The 17,296-nt window shown below is 58.6% G+C and carries 17 protein-coding genes and 1 pseudogene; 10 read left to right on the top strand and 8 right to left on the bottom strand.

The features are described from left to right. The first annotated feature begins 23 nt into the window (after nucleotides 1-23). The gene (locus ACR0LN_RS10235) at nucleotides 24-527 is read left to right on the top strand and encodes an ion channel (RefSeq protein WP_480429533.1); all 504 of its coding nucleotides are present in this window, start codon (nucleotides 24-26) and stop codon (nucleotides 525-527) included. Between the two features lie 4 nt (nucleotides 528-531). Here the strand turns inward: ACR0LN_RS10235 and ACR0LN_RS10230 are convergent, their stop codons facing one another. Next, entirely contained in the window at nucleotides 532-861 is a 330-nt protein-coding gene (locus ACR0LN_RS10230; RefSeq protein ID WP_480429531.1) for a hypothetical protein, read from the bottom strand. A gap of 179 nt (nucleotides 862-1,040) precedes the next feature. On the opposite strand from ACR0LN_RS10230, the gene betB reads away from it, so the two are divergent. Then, on the top strand, nucleotides 1,041-2,495 hold the full coding sequence (betB, locus tag ACR0LN_RS10225; protein ID WP_480429529.1) for a betaine-aldehyde dehydrogenase: 1,455 nt from the start codon (nucleotides 1,041-1,043) through the stop codon (nucleotides 2,493-2,495). A 205-nt stretch (nucleotides 2,496-2,700) separates the two neighbouring features. On the opposite strand, the gene ACR0LN_RS10220 is transcribed toward betB, so the two are convergent. From ACR0LN_RS10220 to ACR0LN_RS10200, 5 genes are read right to left on the bottom strand one after another with little or no spacing between them, the layout of a single operon-like run. Beyond that, entirely contained in the window at nucleotides 2,701-4,845 is a 2,145-nt protein-coding gene (locus ACR0LN_RS10220) for a hypothetical protein (protein ID WP_480429527.1), read from the bottom strand. Beyond that, nucleotides 4,842-5,711, bottom strand: coding sequence for a flagellar motor stator protein MotA (gene motA, locus ACR0LN_RS10215; RefSeq protein WP_480429526.1), 870 nt, complete (start codon nucleotides 5,709-5,711; stop codon nucleotides 4,842-4,844). The genes ACR0LN_RS10220 and motA overlap by 4 nt, the downstream gene beginning before the upstream one ends. Nucleotides 5,712-5,748: 37 nt before the next feature. Beyond that, a complete protein-coding gene (locus ACR0LN_RS10210) occupies nucleotides 5,749-6,324 on the bottom strand; it encodes a MotE family protein (protein WP_480429524.1) in 576 nt (191 codons plus the stop codon). After that, nucleotides 6,321-6,896: a hypothetical protein gene (locus ACR0LN_RS10205; RefSeq protein WP_480429522.1), complete on the bottom strand. Its 576-nt coding sequence runs from the start codon at nucleotides 6,894-6,896 to the stop codon at nucleotides 6,321-6,323. The genes ACR0LN_RS10210 and ACR0LN_RS10205 overlap by 4 nt, the downstream gene beginning before the upstream one ends. 9 nt (nucleotides 6,897-6,905) lie before the next feature. Further along, on the bottom strand, nucleotides 6,906-7,403 hold the full coding sequence (locus tag ACR0LN_RS10200; protein WP_480429520.1) for a flagellar basal body-associated FliL family protein: 498 nt from the start codon (nucleotides 7,401-7,403) through the stop codon (nucleotides 6,906-6,908). A gap of 119 nt (nucleotides 7,404-7,522) precedes the next feature. On the opposite strand from ACR0LN_RS10200, the pseudogene fliF reads away from it, so the two are divergent. The 4 genes and pseudogenes from fliF (at nucleotide 7,523) to fliP (ending at nucleotide 10,705) form a co-directional block, all read left to right on the top strand. Next, a pseudogene (gene fliF, locus ACR0LN_RS10195) lies at nucleotides 7,523-9,098 on the top strand (flagellar basal-body MS-ring/collar protein FliF). After that, nucleotides 9,098-9,694, top strand: coding sequence for a FliH/SctL family protein (locus ACR0LN_RS10190; protein WP_480429518.1), 597 nt, complete (start codon nucleotides 9,098-9,100; stop codon nucleotides 9,692-9,694). The pseudogene fliF and the gene ACR0LN_RS10190 overlap by 1 nt, the downstream one beginning before the upstream one ends. Next, nucleotides 9,687-9,974: a FliM/FliN family flagellar motor switch protein gene (locus ACR0LN_RS10185; RefSeq protein ID WP_480429516.1), complete on the top strand. Its 288-nt coding sequence runs from the start codon at nucleotides 9,687-9,689 to the stop codon at nucleotides 9,972-9,974. The genes ACR0LN_RS10190 and ACR0LN_RS10185 overlap by 8 nt, the downstream gene beginning before the upstream one ends. Then, entirely contained in the window at nucleotides 9,974-10,705 is a 732-nt protein-coding gene (gene fliP, locus ACR0LN_RS10180) for a flagellar type III secretion system pore protein FliP (protein WP_480429514.1), read from the top strand. Before ACR0LN_RS10185 ends, fliP begins: the two co-directional genes overlap by 1 nt. A gap of 4 nt (nucleotides 10,706-10,709) precedes the next feature. Here the strand turns inward: fliP and ACR0LN_RS10175 are convergent, their stop codons facing one another. Together ACR0LN_RS10175 and ACR0LN_RS10170 are read right to left on the bottom strand one after the other, a co-directional pair. Beyond that, nucleotides 10,710-12,161 (bottom strand): sensor histidine kinase, encoded by a 1,452-nt coding sequence (locus tag ACR0LN_RS10175; protein WP_480429512.1) that lies wholly within the window; start codon nucleotides 12,159-12,161, stop codon nucleotides 10,710-10,712. After that, nucleotides 12,158-12,895, bottom strand: a complete 738-nt coding sequence (locus tag ACR0LN_RS10170; protein ID WP_480429511.1) for a response regulator transcription factor — start codon at nucleotides 12,893-12,895, stop codon at nucleotides 12,158-12,160. Before ACR0LN_RS10170 ends, ACR0LN_RS10175 begins: the two co-directional genes overlap by 4 nt. 219 nt (nucleotides 12,896-13,114) lie before the next feature. Between ACR0LN_RS10170 and ACR0LN_RS10165 the strand changes: the two genes are divergently transcribed. The 4 genes from ACR0LN_RS10165 to ACR0LN_RS10150 are packed head-to-tail and all read left to right on the top strand — an operon-like array spanning nucleotide 13,115 to nucleotide 17,290. Beyond that, complete coding sequence (locus tag ACR0LN_RS10165; protein WP_480429509.1) at nucleotides 13,115-14,359, top strand: ABC transporter substrate-binding protein; 1,245 nt, start codon at nucleotides 13,115-13,117, stop codon at nucleotides 14,357-14,359. A 57-nt stretch (nucleotides 14,360-14,416) separates the two neighbouring features. Then, complete coding sequence (locus tag ACR0LN_RS10160; RefSeq protein WP_170387762.1) at nucleotides 14,417-15,289, top strand: carbohydrate ABC transporter permease; 873 nt, start codon at nucleotides 14,417-14,419, stop codon at nucleotides 15,287-15,289. Further along, nucleotides 15,282-16,187 carry a carbohydrate ABC transporter permease gene (locus tag ACR0LN_RS10155; RefSeq protein ID WP_480429507.1) on the top strand — a complete coding sequence of 302 codons (906 nt, stop codon included), beginning with the start codon at nucleotides 15,282-15,284 and terminating at the stop codon, nucleotides 16,185-16,187. Before ACR0LN_RS10160 ends, ACR0LN_RS10155 begins: the two co-directional genes overlap by 8 nt. Nucleotides 16,188-16,192: 5 nt before the next feature. Then, on the top strand, nucleotides 16,193-17,290 hold the full coding sequence (locus tag ACR0LN_RS10150; protein WP_480429505.1) for an ABC transporter ATP-binding protein: 1,098 nt from the start codon (nucleotides 16,193-16,195) through the stop codon (nucleotides 17,288-17,290). Nucleotides 17,291-17,296: the final 6 nt, after the last annotated feature.

Here is a 17,296-nt window from a genome sequence, read left to right as displayed (position 1 = left end):
CGTATCATCGCTTGGGAGGCCGTATGCGCCGCGATCCGACAACTTTGGAAGAGTGGAAATCGACTCTGGTTGCGGCCGTGGGCCTGGTATTCGTCAGTTTTCTCGCATGGTACGGTCTGTCGCGATTGAGCGAGACAACTGCTGGTGACACGATCGGCACTGTGACGACCGTGCTGCTTTCGATCTGGCTGGTGTCCCAAACGTGGTACTACATGACCCAGGTGAAATCTCCGAAGCGCCAGCTGCTGCTGATGGGGATTTCCTTCATTCAAGTCGTCCCGTTCCTGTTCGCTGCCGTGTACGGTTCATTCGGGTATTACGATTTGTGTGTGGTTGGCGGCAAAGGGCCTTCGGACGTTCTGTATTTCTCATACGTCACATTCACCACGGTGGGGTTCGGAGACCTGCATCCCGCAGGCCTGTGTCGTGGTTTGGCGGTGGCTGAGGCGATTACTGGTTACATCCTGCTGGGCCTGTTCGTGGCGGCCGCTGTCGGTATCTATGCGCGCGGGCATAACCAGCACTGACGGGTTACTTGTTGTGGTCGATCCACCGAGACATCGCCTGCTTGTCCTGAAAACATTCTGACGGGATCGGTCTGCGTTTGCTGCGCGAAATCCGCTCGGCAAAGGCAACCTGTTTGCCGGTAGGGTAATTGGCAAAGGGTGACGGATCGTGCGGTTTGTGCGCCGAAATCCAATCTGACATTGACCGCCGGTCGCGTTGAGCCTCGACCGGGATTTCAAGTGCCGACTGTTCAGCAATGGCGCGGGCGTAACGCATCTGCCGATCCGTGACGGGAAGCAGGTGATAGTCGTTTGACGGGCCGCTCAGGGCGGAATTTCGCGAGTACTGGGCCATCGGGTGTTCCTCTGACTATGTAGAACATATGTGGAACATTAGCCGTTTTTTTCAAGAGGGGCGGTCAGGACTGGGCGGGAAGTCGCCGGCCATTGGTTTTATTGACTGGTCAATTAATAATAGATACATCCAAGAAAACTCTCGGCCCACTTGGGGCGCAAAAAGGTAAAGGACGCGGCATGAAGTTTCAGCCCAAAGCCAGCCATTTCATAAATGGCGAATACGTTGAAGACGCTAATGGTGCCCCGATCGACGTCATCTACCCAGCAACCGGCGAGGTTATCGCACGCTTGCACTCGGCCACATCCGACGTGATAAATCAGGCTCTAAACAGCGCGAAATCCGCCCAGGCCAAATGGGCTGCCATGTCGGGAACCGAACGTGGCCGCGTCCTGCGGCGTGCCGCTGACATCATGCGCGCGCGCAATCGTGAGCTGTCGATTTTGGAAACCCATGACACTGGTAAGCCGTTGCAGGAAACATTGGTGGCCGACGCGACCAGCGGCGCGGATGCGCTGGAGTATTTCGGTGGGCTTGCCGCCTCGTTGACCGGCGAACACATCCCGCTAGGCGGAGGCGACTTTGTCTACACAATCCGCGAGGCGCTGGGCGTGTGCGTTGGCATCGGCGCTTGGAACTATCCGACCCAAATCGCCTGCTGGAAGGGGGCACCGGCCTTGGCCTGCGGCAATACGATGGTGTTTAAGCCATCGGAAACCACGCCCCTGTCCGCACTGCAAGTGGCCGAGATTCTTATCGAAGCCGGTGCGCCCAAAGGCGTCTACAACGTGGTGCAGGGCTATGGCGATGTTGGAGCGTCGTTGGTGACTGATCCGCGCGTGGCCAAGGTTTCGCTGACCGGATCGGTACCGACAGGACGCAAAGTCTATGCTGCCGCGGCCGATGGCATGAAACACGTCACCATGGAACTGGGTGGCAAATCCCCAATGATCGTGTTCGACGATGCCGATATCGAAAACGCCGTTTCAGGCGCGATCTTGGGTAATTTCTATTCTTCGGGGCAGGTGTGCTCCAATGGTACCCGTGTGTTTGTTCAGAAAGGCATCAAAGAGGAATTTCTGGCCCGTCTGTCCGAACGCCTCACCACCGCGAAAATCGGCGATCCTCTGGACGAAGATGTCAATTTCGGTCCCATGGTCAGCGAAAACCAGATGAACATTGCGCTGGGCTATGTCGAAAAGGGCAAGGCTGAAGGCGCGCGGTTGGTGTTCGGGGGTGACCGGATCGAAGGCGATGGTTTCTACATGCAGCCCACCGTATTTGCTGATGTCACCGACGATATGACCATAGCGCGTGAGGAAATCTTTGGTCCAGTCATGTCAGTACTGGATTTCGACACCGAGGCAGAGGTCATGGCCCGCGCCAACGATACCGAGTTCGGGCTGGCCGCAGGTGTTTTCACCAATGATCTGACCCGCGCCCACCGCATCGTGGCCGGTTTTGAGGCGGGCACCTGCTATATCAATACCTACAATCTTGCTCCGGTCGAGGCCCCCTTTGGTGGCTCGAAAATGTCGGGGGTCGGGCGCGAGAACTCGAAACTTGCGATCAACCACTTCAGCGAGATGAAAACGGTCTACGTTTCGATGAACGACGTAGAAGCACCCTATTGATCCGAACGGACAATCATTGCCTTGTTTCCTGCGCAATATCGCAGGGAGCAAGGGAAAACCGCACGTGTCCTGCGGCTGAAATTGCAGTTGGCTCGTCCGCGTTCAATAGGCTAGGCGCCAGTCAACGCCATGCCATGGTTGCAGGTTTAGGTGCTAATCTATGCCAACTTTCCCTTTATTAGAGACATACATGAGCGCGCCGTTTCTATTCCTGATCTAGCATTTGAAACATTTCAGCGATCCTTTGGCGAAGATCTGTACTGTCCTTTAACAGTTGTTCTGCATCGGCCAGCGGCTTGTCAGGTTCGCGCACTTGTGGCGACGTTAGCTCTTGAGTCAATTGAGCCATCTGGCTGAATTTCGCGCCATGTTCCAAATCGACTTCATTGGCCTGATCCGCCAGCCAAAACAGCCGATTGGCCTCGTCAATACGATCCACGTTACGCTTGAGAGAACCGGCTTTTGAGTAATCCCCTGCCTGGACCAACGCCTCTGCTCGCAACGCAATTGCCTCATCCGCCGGATCGTCGGCTAATTCCAACATAGCTTGATGCGGACGCTGGGCCAAAAGAGCTGCCTTAGCCCGTAGGCGGGCGCGCTCGCCACGCCTCACGCTGTCCTGGGGGCGTTTTGCCAGAGCGTGCGCCTGTCGCGAAAACCCAAGATCCACCAACCTTGCTGAAACGGCAACGGCGGCATCAGTTGTCAGGTTCAACGTCTGTGCCGATGGCATGCTGAGGATGCGGCGCAGAAAAGTGGTATCATCGGCCCGCTCGGTCATAATAATAACCACACGATTCAACGCCTCGGCGTTTTCCGTGTCTTCCGGAAATTCCCCTACGAGGTCGAGCGCAGCATCAAAGTCATCACCCAGACTCAGAGCAACAGCGTGCGTTCGCAGCATCATGGGGCCGATCTCGGCCCTGCGAAACTCGACCGTGTAAGATTCGGCCAAGTCAATGTCCTGAGGTGAGACAGCTCCGCGGTCGGCCCAGCGTTTGTCGACAAGGCGGGCCAATGCCAGGGGGGCTTCCAGCGAGGCGAAAGGGGATTCGATGACCTTGGTGAGCAAGGCTTCGGTCTTGGAAGCCTGCCCCTCAGCCGATGAAACGTTGGCGTTGGCTCGCGTTACATTCGCGCTGGTTTGTGTCTTGACGCGATCCACTGAACGTAAAACGCGGCGGGCGGCTTCCAATTCGCCACCATCCACAAAAATATCCGAAAGCGTCGGGCCGACATGGCGCCGCAAGTGATCCGGCAAGCGCGCAAATGTTTGCTCGATAGCAGTCAGGTTGGCATCCTCGTGCAAACGACCTTCGGAAAGCGCGGCCCACAAAGCCGCATCGCTATCGCATCGCTGAAGCCCAGAGAATGGGTTCTTTTTAGTCAACGGACCGTGATCCAGAATGTGGGCTACGGCTGCGATCCGTTGTGCCTCTGCAGATTGCTCGTCCAGCAGGCCAAGAGCCGTATGTGCCTCAGCCCCGAAACCGAAGTAGGCATAGAGTTTGGCCAATTGCAGTGCTTGGGTTTTGTCGACGGCGTCGAATTCCTGATAAAGCCTGGATCGCAGTTGCGCCGTTTGTTCGGAAAACGGACGATTGTCGGACCAGTCGTCAAACGCCAATTCGGCACTGGAGACACAAGGGGGGAGGCGTTCGACCGGTGGAATATCCGGCCCCAATAGCCCATTGAGATCGTCCAAGATCGAAGTCACCTGGACATTCAGTTCCACATCGGAAGGCAAAAACAGGCTCTGATTATGATGTGTCGCGCGTGGTCCCACCGGGGCAATCTTCAGGTCAACGATGCCACGGTCCGCGCCTTGCAACAGCCGCGTTGACAGTTGAGACTCAAAGCCGCTCGCATTCAGGTTCAGCAACGGCAGAGCTAGCGCATCTAATGCCTGATCAGGTCCAGGCGCTTTGTCTTGTTTTGGGGTTTTGGGCAGGACGGGCGCGGGAATGTCGCTGGTCAGTGGCGGCGGAAAAGTTCCCGGCGCGATGTCCACCACAATCATTGTCTGCTTGAACAGAAAAGCCGAGGCGGAGCAGTCGCATCCAAACTCCATCTCAAGGGCAGCGCCCGGTTCCGGTTGGGAAATTGTCGCCAGTCGATTTTGGGTCAGCCGCTGAAAAACCGACCCCGTTTCAAAGACCACATCCTCCAGCGCGACGTTCAGGCGGGCGCCGTTCTTTGTCTGTTTCAAGATCCAACCGGTGTCTGGCGGGACCTGAACAACCAGTCTGGTATAGCCATCATGTTCACCGGAACGTACCGTTAGATCGCGCGCGGTCGCTCCGTTGGCTGCCGCCATGATGGCGAAGACCAGGATCGCAAACCGAGTCATGCCGCCGCCTGTTTGAGCTCTTTCAGCGCTTCTTCCAGTTCGGTAAAGTCCGGTCGGTTATGGGTCGGCGTGTTCTGGCGCCCGACCTCAATGCACATCGCTGCGTTGTGGTTGTGTAGATTAGCGACCAATACCTCCTTGATTAGCTGATAAAAATGGTTGTCCTCTTCAACGACGGCTTTCAGTTTGCCCGCAAAGGGACCGACCAGACCATAGGCCAGAAACACCCCGAGAAAGGTCCCGACCAGAGCGCCACCGATCAGTTTACCCAGCACTTCGGGTGGTTGATCGATGGAGCCCATTGTTTTGATCACCCCCAGAACCGCCGCCACGATGCCCAGAGCGGGCAGACCATCCGCGACCGTCTGCAATGCGTGGCTGGAATGCATGGCGTGGTGGAAATTCGCCTCCATCCGCTTTTCCAGCACCTCCTCCACCTGATGCGGATCGTCGTAGTTCATCGACGCGGACCGCATGGTATCGCAGATCAGATCAACCGCCTCTTTGTCTGCCTTTATCTTGGGGTAGGCCGAGAACAGAGACGAGTTTTCCGGGTCTTCGATATGTTGCTCAACCTCGACCGGGTTGGCTTTGGCAATGCGGATCAGGGAAAACAGCAGGCACAGCAGGTCGCGGTAATCCTCTGGCTTCCACTTTGGCCCCTTGAACACCTTTCCCATGTCCTTGGCCGTATGTTTGACAGCGCTCATGTCGTTGCTGATCAGGAAGGCTCCGACCGCAGCACCGCCGATCATCATCATCTCAAAAGGCAAAGATTTCAGGATGATGGTCATCTTGCCGCCCGCAGCCAGATAACCGCCGAACACCATGGCGAAAATGACGACAATTCCGATAAGTCCAATCATGGGGGGTCTCCAGCAAAGCCTTGCACGGGGTTAGTTATTATTCCTGAGGAGCCGCAGCGTTGCGGCCCGCCATAATGACGCTGATCGTGTAAGCGGCCTCGGGGCTCAGCCCCGCCAGAACGCCAGCAGCGGCATCCGGCGGCATGCGCGACAGGAAGCCAGCGGCAAAACCGGGGTCCATCGTTTCAAACAAAGCGGCGGCGTCTTTTGGTTTCATACTTTGATAGACATCCGTCAGACGCGTGAGGTCTGTCTCGGCAGCCTTTTCCGCAATGGCGAGCGTTTGGCGCAGGGCCTCTTCAGCCTCTTGCAGGGCAACTATGCGCGTCTCGATCGCTTGGTCGGCAATGGCCAACGCCTTTTCCTTGTCCAGAACAGCCGCCTCGCGTTGCTTCAGGGCTTCTTCCCGGCGTAGCAACTCGGTCAGTAAGATCTGTGCCCCAGGCAATTCGGCCCGTGTCTGATTGGCTTCTGGCATTGACGGTTCGGCACCTTTTGCCAAGGCGGGACCCGCTTCCAAACCTACGCGAATCGCAGCAGATCCGATCATTAACAACGAGATGACCGCCAGCACGCCACTTTTGGGGCGTTTTTCGGTTGGCTTGCGGGTCATGTCGATACCTCACCCCGAGAGCGGTCATGCCGGAAGAACATCAAGCCATCGGGCCGCTTGGCCGGAGTTTCGGGTTCCATTTCCTCGGGTTTTTTGACCTCATCAGCGGTTGCAGTTGGTTCTGCGGTTTGATCGGCCGCTTCAACATTGCCTTCCGGCCCTGCAGGCTGTTCGCTCAATTCAGTTGAGCTTTCTGCCTCCTCGACGATCGCATCGGGATCTGCGCTTGTCCCCTTTGGGGGCTTGGCGGGTTCAGCTTCGGCAGCCTTCGCGGCCATGTCCTCGGTCGGAACGACGTCGTGCATAGCGGCCATCATCAGCTCCAGACGCTGAGCGACCGATTCAGCGCGTTGTGTAAGTTCTTTCAGAGCCTCACCGGATTGGTCCGATGCCGCGCGCGCTGCACCAAGCGACTTCTTCAACTCATCCGCCTGTGAGGACAGAACGGCGACCGCGCCGCCAACACCCTTATCCAGATCCGTGAATCGTTTGAGCCGCCTGGACAACACGAAACAATAAAGACCCGCACCCAGCGCCCCGGCGACCAGCAAAATATCTGCAATCAGCTCCAATTCCGCCTCCTAATTCAGTACAAATTCCATCACGAGGACATCGCGTACGCGCCCCTCGCCGACGACAATTTCAATGCGCCGCAGCAGGTGGCCGCGGATGCGCATCAGGGCGAGCGAATCCTCAAGATCCGACACTTCGACCGCGCGTAGATAGCCATTCAGAATGTCCATGATTCGCGGTTTCATCTTTTCGACATCGGTGGCGTATTGGCTGTTCACCTCAAGCTGAGCGTGAAATTTCAGATGTCGCGAATCGCCTGCATTGACCGAGACGATCACCGGCGGAAGGTCGATGAACCCCACCTGCGGCAACGCCTTAACTGCCTTGCCCTTGTTCTTCTCTTTTGCCTCTTCCGCCACGGGTTTCCCGCCAAAGGGCAACATGCCCGATGTGGTCAGGAAATACCCGCTTGCGGCCCCGGACACTGCCAGTATCACCCCGACAACAAGTCCTTTTTTTCCAGACTTTACCGGGGCTTCTGCCTGTTCTGCAGTCGCGTCAGTCATGACGTCCTCATTGCTGTGTTCTGGAATCGTCATAACCCGGCAGGGACTAACCGATTGTTAAGGGCAATCGTCCAAACAGGAGATGCGCCGGGCAGAATGTCGGCGAGTCGGAGGTGAGCGTGCAGCAGATCGGAACTGTCTGGGCAAGTTTGGACAGGCGTAAACAAATCATCGTTGCCGGTGCGGTTGTGCTGGTGTTTCTTGGGGTCCTTGCGATGTCGCGCCTGGTGACGGCGCCGTCGATGACCCTGCTTTATGCGGGGCTGGAAAGTAGCGCGGCGGGGGATATAGTTCGATCGCTGGAACAGCGCGGTGTTACGTACGAGATTCGCGGCGGCTCGATCTACGTGCCCGGTTCGCAGCGGGATGAGCTGCGCCTGACCCTGGCCAGCGAATGGCAATCAGGGCTATGAGCTGCTGGACTCTCTCAGCGGATTCGGCACTACGTCGCAGATGTTCGACGCCGCCTATTGGCGCGCGAAAGAGGGTGAGTTGGCCCGGACCATCGTCGGAAGCCCTCATGTCAGCCAAGCACGGGTCCATATTGCCAACGGATCGACCAATCCGTTTCAGCGCAGCGTTGCTCCGACGGTTTCGGTCTATCTTGTGCCGTCGGGGGCTCAGATCACCTCGGATCAGGCCAAGGCGATCCGGTTTCTGGTGGCTTCGGCGGTCAGTGGACTGGCGCCCGAGAATGTTACCGTTGTCGATTCAAATGGTGTAGTGATCGGCGCGCAAGAGACGGCTGTGGCTGCCGACACGGCCGATGACAAGGCGCGCCAGTTGCGCGAACGGGTGATGCGACTGATCGAGGCGCGCGTTGGCGCAGGGAATGCCGTGGTTGAGGTCAGTGTAGATACGGTGACCAAGACCGAATCCATCCGCGAACGCCGTTTTGACCCCAATGGTCGCGTGGCCATCAGTACTGACGTCGAAGAACGCTCAGACAGTGCCCGCAACCAATCTGCGGATGTCACTGTGGCCTCGAACCTGCCTGATGGCGATGGTGCTGGCGGAGACGAATCGAATTCCAACGCGACCCAGACGCGAGAGCGGGTGAACTATGAGGTGTCTGAGACAGAGCTTGAGGTTCACAATGCCCCGGGCGCGATCAAACGCCTGACGGTCGCGGTTCTTGTCAACGGAACGCGCGCGGTGGACGCGGCCGGGGTGGAAAGTTTTGAACCCATGCCCGAGGCCGAGATGGACGCGCTGAAAGAGCTGGTGGCCTCTGCGGTTGGGTTCGATGAGACGCGCGGGGACGTTATCACACTGAAATCGCTGGATTTGCCGGTGATTGAGCCGCAGGGCACGCTGGCCTCGGCCTCAGTCTGGCAAAAGGTGCATTTCGATGTGATGTCGCTGATCCAGATGGCCGTTCTGGCGCTTGTCTCTTTGGTGCTTGGGCTGTTCGTGATCCGTCCGATTCTGATGAAACCGTCGATGGCACCGGCAGTGCTGCCAGCAGGCGCATCATCCGAACCCGAAGCTTTTCTGACCGGAGAAATTGCGACGGATGAGGACGGTCAATTCACGCCACTTCCCGGGCAATCCGTTGCCGGGGACGTTCCGGCGCTGGCCGCGCAGCCGGGTGCTGATCCGGTGGATCGGTTGCGCGCGATGATCGGCGACAAACAGGAAGAGACCGTCGAGATCTTGCGCAGTTGGCTTGAAGAAGGCGAGGAGCGTGTTTGATGTCGATTGCCCATCTTCTTGAGGATTTCACCCTGCAGGCTGGTGGTGGCAAGCTGCACCTGCTGGATGAGGACGCGTTGGAAGAACAACGGCTGGCGGCCTTTGAACAAGGTTACAGCGCCGGTTGGGAAGACGCGGTTCAGGCGCAGGAACAAAGCCGGGGCCAGGTCTCGGCCGAACTGGCCAAATCACTTGAGGACATGTCCTTCACCTATCACGAGGCGGTCACGCGGATGACCCTGTCGCTGGAGCCGATGTTTCAAAGCCTGGTGCAGGTTGTTTTGCCCGAGACGCTGGATCGCGGCTTTGCCGCGCGGCTGGTGGAACAGCTGGCGGACATGGCGCGTGAACAGGTCGGCCAGCCGATGCAGATCTTCGTGCCTGCGGGCCGCATGGATGAGGTTGAGGCTCTGTTGCCGCAGGATCTGTCGTCACCCACCCGCGTGATTGAAGACCCGTCGCTAGGGTCCGGACAGGCCCGATTGCAGGTCGGCACCTCGCGGCGCGAGGTGGATTGCAGCGGACTGCTTGCCTCGGTCGCGGGGGCATTCGACGCATATGTATTTGAGGCAAAAGAGGCAGTGAACAATGAGTGACCCCCAGACCACGAAATCTGAAAAAGCTAACCCTTTCGAAGCTGTCCCGATCGAGGTCACGGTCTCGGTCGGGCGCGCGCGACCCTTGATCCGCGACCTGCTGAACATGGGTGAGAACGCCGTGCTGACGCTGGACAAACGGATCGAGGACCCGGTCGATCTGTATGTCGGCGATCAACTGGTCGCCCGTGGCTTGCTGGAAGAAATGGAGGGCGATCAGGCCGGACAACTGGCCGTACGCCTGACCGAGATTGCGGATTTGCAGAACGGGATCGGTTGATGCGGCTGTTGCTCTGGCTGGTTGTCGCGCTTGCGATCTTGTCCCCATCGCTGGCTGTGGCACAGGAGGTGTCGCTGTCATTGGGTGAGGGCGGCTCGATCTCGGCGCGGACCATCCAGTTGATCCTGTTGATCACCATCCTCAGCCTTGCACCGGGGCTAGCGATCATGATCACCTGTTTTCCGTTTTTGATCACCGTTCTGGCCATTCTGCGGCAGGGCATCGGGCTGCAGCAATCGCCGCCCAATATGCTGATCGTCAGCCTGGCGATGTTCCTGACCTATTTCATCATGGAGCCGGTGTTTTCTGAGGCATGGATCACCGGCATCCGCCCGATGGTCGAGGAAAGGATGGAGGTTGAGCCAGCGCTACAGATCGCCATTCAACCGTTTCGTGCCTTTATGGCGGCGCGGCTGGACCCGGATACGTTTCACGCCATGGCGGCCCTGCGCCCCGATGGCAATGCAATTGCGCTGTCGCCCGAAGCACCGCTTTCGATCCTGATGCCTTCGTTCATGCTTTCGGAAATTGCGCGGGCCTTTCAGATTGGGTTCCTGATCTTCCTGCCGTTTCTGATCATCGATCTGGTGGTGGCGGCGGTGCTGATGTCGATGGGGATGATGATGGTGCCGCCTGCGACCGTTTCCTTGCCGTTCAAGCTGGCGTTTTTTGTCATCGCCGACGGCTGGTCGCTGATCGCCGGGGCTTTGGTGCGCAGCTACATGACCTGAGCCATCATTGCCGGGTGATCTGTAGTCGCGCACGCAGACCCTGATCCCCGGCCTCGAAGCTAAGTGATCCGCCATGCTGTTCGGCAATCGTGGCGACGATGGTCAGGCCCAGACCGAACCCGTCGGACGAACCGATGTTAGAGCCGCGCCGGAATGGGGCCATCAGCGCCTCGATATCCGAAACAGACAAATCGGCCCCTTTATCCTCGACCGTGATAGTGGCCATGCGGGCGTCGGTTTCCAGCTGAACTTCGGCATGACGGCCATATTTCAGGGCGTTGTCGATCAGGTTAGTCAGCGCCCTTTTCAGAGAAATAGGCCGCCCCATCACCAGCATGCGCCGCGTTTCGGGCAGCGATCCGTGCCCGCGCCGGGACATAAAGACCGAGGGCGCGCCCTCAATCGCGACCGGGGCGATTTTTTTAAGTGTCACCGGCAGGTCCATGTCCTGATAATCGGCGACCAGAGACTCGACCAGTGCCGTCAGGGAAATCTGTTGCGGTTCCTCGACGCTCAGCTCTGACCGCGTATAGGTCAGCACGCTTTCGATCATGCCGGTCATCTGGTCCACATCGGCCTCAAGCTTTTCGCGCAGCTCATCATCGGCGATCAAGGCGGCACGCAGGCGGACCCGTGTGGCAGGTGTACCGAGGTCGTGACTGACGCCGGACAGAACCGTCGCGCGTTTTTCCAGTTGCATCCGTTCGTCATCCAGATGCGCGTTCACGGCCGAAACGATATCACGCAGTTCGGCAGGACCGTCTGCGTCATAGCTGTTCGGCCCACCCCTGCGCTTGCGGTCGCGTAGGGCTGTGGCAAAGCGGGTAAAACTGTCCGAGACATTGCCGACCGAGGTCAAAATCATCGCCAGCGCCACAATTGCGGCCAGAATGGCAGGCAGGCGCAGGTCGGCGGGGGCGGCCTTGCAACCCCAGATATCGGTGCCGTCCACCTGTTGCCAGTCATTGACTCCAAACCGTGCGATCAGGATCGGCTCGCTGCAATATGTGGCCAGCAGCCGGGTGAGGTTGCCCATTTTCTCTGGCGCGGTCTGATCGATCCCGGACAGGATATCCGAAACCGGATAGACCAAACGATCGGACATCACAGCCAATGTCAACTCACTCCCACCCAGTGGGTCGGTGGGGTCGGTCAGGATCGACAGGTTGGTGACAAAGCTGCGATCCGACAGTCCCGGCAATTGTTCGAATTGCCCGGCATCGGCCAGCTGCGCAGGACCGGGAGGCAGGGCGGTGATCGAGATGCCGGGCGGTGGTGTCTGTCCTACGCGCAGGTCCTCGTAAACCGAAAAGCCTGCGACATAGGCACGTGTCAGAAAAACGTCCCACGCGCGCGCCGAGGCGAACCATAACCCTGCGGCAAGCAGTCCCGAGGCAAAGGCCGCCCCGGTCCAGATCCAGCCCAGGTTGCGCAGGCGCGGAGCGCGGGTTGTCATGCGTCCTCTTCCACCGAGACCTCGGCAGCGAAGACGTAGCCGACCCCGCGTTCGGTCCGCAGCATTTGCGGGTCTTTCGGATTGGCCTCGATCTTGGACCGCAGCCGCCCGACCAGCATGTCGATGGCGCGGCCTTGTGTTTCTGGTTGGTCGACGCTTCCGGTGACATCCAGCGCGGCGGCGATTTCATCCCGGGTCAGGGGGATATGCGGGTTCGCCAACAGAACCTTGAGCAGCGCGGTTTCGCGTTGCGACAGCGACACCAGATAGCCCTCGGGCGAATGCACTTCATCCCGTTTGCCATCATAGCTCCAGTTGTTGAACCGAAAGCTCTTGGTCCGGCGGCGATAGGCCAGAGAGGGCGTGCGACGGGCCCGCTGCATTACGGCGCGCACACGGGCCAGCAGCAATTGGGGGTTGAAGGGCTTGGCGATATAGTCATCGGCCCCGACCTCATACCCCGCCATACGCTGGTGATCGGCGGACAGGGCCGAGACCAGAATGATCGGCACGTCCTGCTCTGCCCGCAGGCGGGCGCAAATCTCGACCCCGTTTTCGTCCCCCAGCATCACGTCCAGCAGGATCAGATCAATCCGGCCTGCGGTCAGATGCGACCGGATCTCGCTTTCGGAACTGGCAGGCAGAGCGATGAACCCGTTCTGTTGCAGGAACTGGGTCATCATCGACCGCATCTCGGGGTCGTCATCCACCACCAATAGTCGCGGAATGCTCACGCGGTTCTCCCTCCCAATTTCTGCTCCTCCGACATCATGCATTGTAACGAATGGAAACAGATTCAATATCAACGTAACACGCTGTAACAAAAGCGGTGAAAAATTGGGCGGTGAAGGGCATTTGCCCCGGATTACACATTGTCAGACGGCAAACTGGCCGCAGTATGGCGGGCATCGCTGCTTCGGCAGTCACAAAGTTCTCTAGGGAGGAGACACGAAATGAAGCGTTTTGCATTTGCGACCGTTTCGACTTTGGCCGTTGTGGCCGGGTCGTCGGTTCTGGCCGGTCCACAGGCTGAGGTTCTGCACTGGTGGACCTCTGGGGGTGAGGCCAAATCGGTGGCCGTTCTGCAGGAAGAGTTCGCCTCGAATGGCGGCACCTGGACCGATATGCCCGTCGCCGGTGGCGGTGGTGATGCGGCGATGACCGCGCTGCGTGCCCGCGTTCTGTCGGGCAATGCTCCGACGGCGGTTCAACTCAAAGGCCCCGCCATTCAGGAATGGTATGAAGAAGGCGTTCTGGCCGATATCTCCTCTGTCGCCGAAGCCGAAGGCTGGGCGGACGTGCTGCCAGCTTCGATTGCCGGCCATATGATGTGTGAAGGTGCCTGGTGCGCCGCACCGGTGAACGTGCACCGCGTCGATTGGATCTGGGCCAACGCAGACGTTCTGGCTGCGAACGGCATCGAAATGCCAACAACGTGGGACGAATTCAACGCCGCCGCGACCAAGCTGATGGATGCCGGTGTCATCCCGCTGGCCCATGGCGGTCAGGCGTGGCAGGACGCCACCGTGTTCGAAGCGGTTGTGCTGGGCGTTGGCGGCCCAGAGTTTTATCAGAAAGCGCTGGTTGATCTGGACCCCGAGGCGCTGACCTCGGACACGATGGTGCAGGTTTTTGACCAGATGCGCCTGATGCGCGGTTATGTGGATGAGAACTTTTCGGGTCGCGACTGGAACCTTGCCACTGCGATGGTGATGAACGGCGAAGCGGCGTTTCAGATCATGGGAGACTGGGCCAAGGGTGAGTTCCTGGCGGCGGGCAAAACCCCCGGTGAGGACTTCCTGTGCGCCTCGACCCCCGGCGACGGCTATCTGTACAACGTCGACAGCTTTGCCATGTTCGACGTGGATGGCGATGACAAGAAAGCCGGTCAGGACCTGCTGGCCAAGCTGATCGTCGCACCGAACTTCCAGAAAGTGTTCAACCTGAACAAAGGCTCGATCCCTGCACGCACAGACGTTGCACTGGATGACTTCGACATCTGTGCCAATCTGTCGGCCGAAGATATGGGCGCGACCTCGGCAAGCGGTTCGCTGCTGCCGTCCTATGCTCATGGTATGGCGCTGCGCGGGTCGCAGTCCGGTGCGATTACGGATGTTGTGACTGCGCACTTCAACTCGGATATGTCGTCGGCTGACGCAGTTCAGCAACTGGCGACTGCAGTGGCAAACAGCTACTGATCCAACACGCTCTGCCCCCTATATTGAGGGGCAGAGCATCTTTCCCCGGAGGAAAAAATGTCCGAATGGCTGGAAAACCACCTGCCCAAGGTGGTGCTGGCACCGTCGTTCATTGCCGTATTGATCTTTGTCTACGGCTTTATCGGATGGACGGCTTGGGTGTCACTAACCCGATCGAAACTACTGCCGAAATACGAGATCAAGGGCTTCATCCAGTATGAACGCCTGTTCGACTCCCCGCGTTGGGATACGGCAATCAACAACCTTTATATCTTCGGCGCGCTGTTCATCGTGATCGCGATGGTGCTGGGCTTGTTGCTGGCCATCCTGCTGGATCAGAAAATCCGCGTCGAAGGGGCGATCCGCACGATTTACCTGTACCCTATGGCGCTGTCGATGATCGTGACCGGTACTGCGTGGAAGTGGATTCTGAACCCCGGTCTGGGCATTGAATCCATGGTTCAGGGCTGGGGCTTTACCAATTTCGAGTTCGACTGGCTGGTGAACCCGGACTACGCCATCTACACCATCGTGATGGCTGCGATCTGGCAAAGCTCGGGCTTCGTCATGGCGCTGTTCCTTGCCGGTCTGCGCTCGGTGGACGGAGAGATCATCAAGGCAGCCCAAGTCGATGGCATCCCCACATGGCGCATCTATACGGCGATCATCATCCCCTCGATGGCACCGATCTTCCTGTCTGCCTTCATCGTGCTGGCCCACCTTGCGATCAAGAGCTTTGACCTTGTCATCGCCCTGACAGGCGGTGGTCCGGGTTACGCTACCGATCTGCCAGCAACCTACATGTACGCCATGGCGTTTTCGCGCGGCGATATTGGTCAGGCGGCCTCTTCTGCAATGATCATGATGCTTGTCGTCTTTGCAATCGTGGTTCCTTATCTTTACTCAGAGCTGAGGGCGAAAAATGACTGATCTGTCGATGCCCCAATCCCAATCTCAAACCCGCACCCAAAGCGCCGCTGGCAAGATTGCCCTGCGTTGGCTGCTTTATGTCCTGCTGGGCCTGTTTGCGCTGTATTACCTGATGCCGCTGTTCGTGATGCTCACCACATCGCTGAAAAGCCTTGAGGAAATCCGCACCGGCAGCCTTATTTCCCTGCCACGTGAAGTCAGCTTTGACGCGTGGAAAACCGCATGGTCCGGCGCTTGCACCGGTATCCAGTGCGAGGGTCTGCGGCCTTACTTCTGGAACTCTGTCCTGATCGCGGTGCCTGCTGTGGCCATCTCGACCCTGCTGGGCGCGCTGAACGGTTATGTCGTGGCGCAGTGGCGGTTCAAAGGCGCCAACATCATCTTCTCGCTGATGCTGTTTGGCTGCTTCATCCCGTTTCAGGTGGTTCTGCTGCCAATGGCGCGTCTGCTGGGCCTGATGGGGATCGCCGGGACCATTCCGGGTCTGATTTTTGTCCACGTGATCTACGGGCTGGGCTTCACCACGCTGTTCTTCCGCAACTACTATGTCACCATCCCGTCCGAACTGACCAAGGCCGCCCGGGTTGATGGCGCAGGCTTCCTGCGGATTTTCTGGTCGATCTTCCTGCCGCTGTCGCTGCCCATCATCGTGGTGACCGTGATCTGGCAGTTCACGCAGATCTGGAACGACTTCCTGTTCGGCGTGTCGTTCAGCCAGGCGGGCACACAGCCCGTAACCGTGGCGCTCAACAACATCGTAAACTCCACCACCGGCGTCAAAGAGTACAACGTCGATATGGCCGCCGCGATCATCGCGGGGCTTCCGACGCTGCTCGTCTATGTCGTTGCCGGTAAGTATTTCATCCGCGGCCTGACCGCTGGCTCTGTGAAGGGATAAGACCCATGGCTCCTATTCTCGACATCAACAAACTCTACAAGAACTACGGCGCAACCGAGATTCTGAAGGACATCAATATCTCGATCGAACCGGGCGATTTCCTGGTGTTGGTCGGCCCCTCGGGCTGCGGTAAGTCCACCCTGCTGAACTGCATCGCAGGGCTTGAGGAGATCACCGGCGGCACCCTGTCGATTGGTGGCAACGACATGACCCATGTCAGCCCCAAGGACCGCGACATCGCGATGGTGTTCCAGTCCTACGCTCTGTATCCGACCATGACCGTGGCTAAGAACATCACCTTCGGCATGAAAGTGCGCGGTGTCGATCAGGCGACGCAGGACGCCAAGCTGAAAGAGGTCGCCCAACTGCTTCAAATCGAACCTCTGCTGAACCGCCGCCCCAGCCAGTTGTCCGGCGGTCAGCGTCAGCGGGTGGCGATGGGTCGGGCGCTGGTGCGCGATCCCAAGCTGTTCCTGTTTGACGAGCCGCTGTCCAACCTCGACGCCAAGCTGCGGGTCGAGATGCGGACCGAGATCAAGAAGCTGCACCAGACCTTGGACGCATCCATTGTCTACGTGACCCACGATCAGATCGAAGCGATGACGCTGGCGACGAAGATTGTGGTTCTGAAAGGCGGGATCGTGCAGCAGATCGGCACTCCGGCCGAGATCTACAACAACCCGGCCAACCTGTTTGTGGCTGATTTCATGGGCTCGCCTGCGATGAACTTGATCCCGGCGCAGGCGACCAACAATGGGTCGGGTACCCAGATCGCAATCTCGCGTGAAGCAGGTGAGACGCTGGTTCTGAACGATGCCCGCGATCTGTCTTTGCCGCAGGACGTCATCCTGGGCCTGCGCCCCGAGGATATCGCCGAGGCCGGGTTCCGTGCCGGGGCTGGCGTGCAAGAGGCCGCCTGCATGGTTGATATGGTCGAACCTGCGGGCGCAGACACTTACGTCGTGTCGGAGTTGGGCGGCAAACAAGTCACCGCGCGCCTGCACGCGGAAACCAGCGCGCAGGCAGGCAAGATGCTCAATCTCGCCTTTGATATGAGCAAAGTGTCTTACTTTGCCAAGGAAACCGGCGAGCGCTTGAACTGAATACAA

The sequence above is a fragment of the Ruegeria sp. AA6 genome (assembly GCF_056542865.1).
This window is presented reverse-complemented; position numbering and strand designations above follow the sequence as displayed.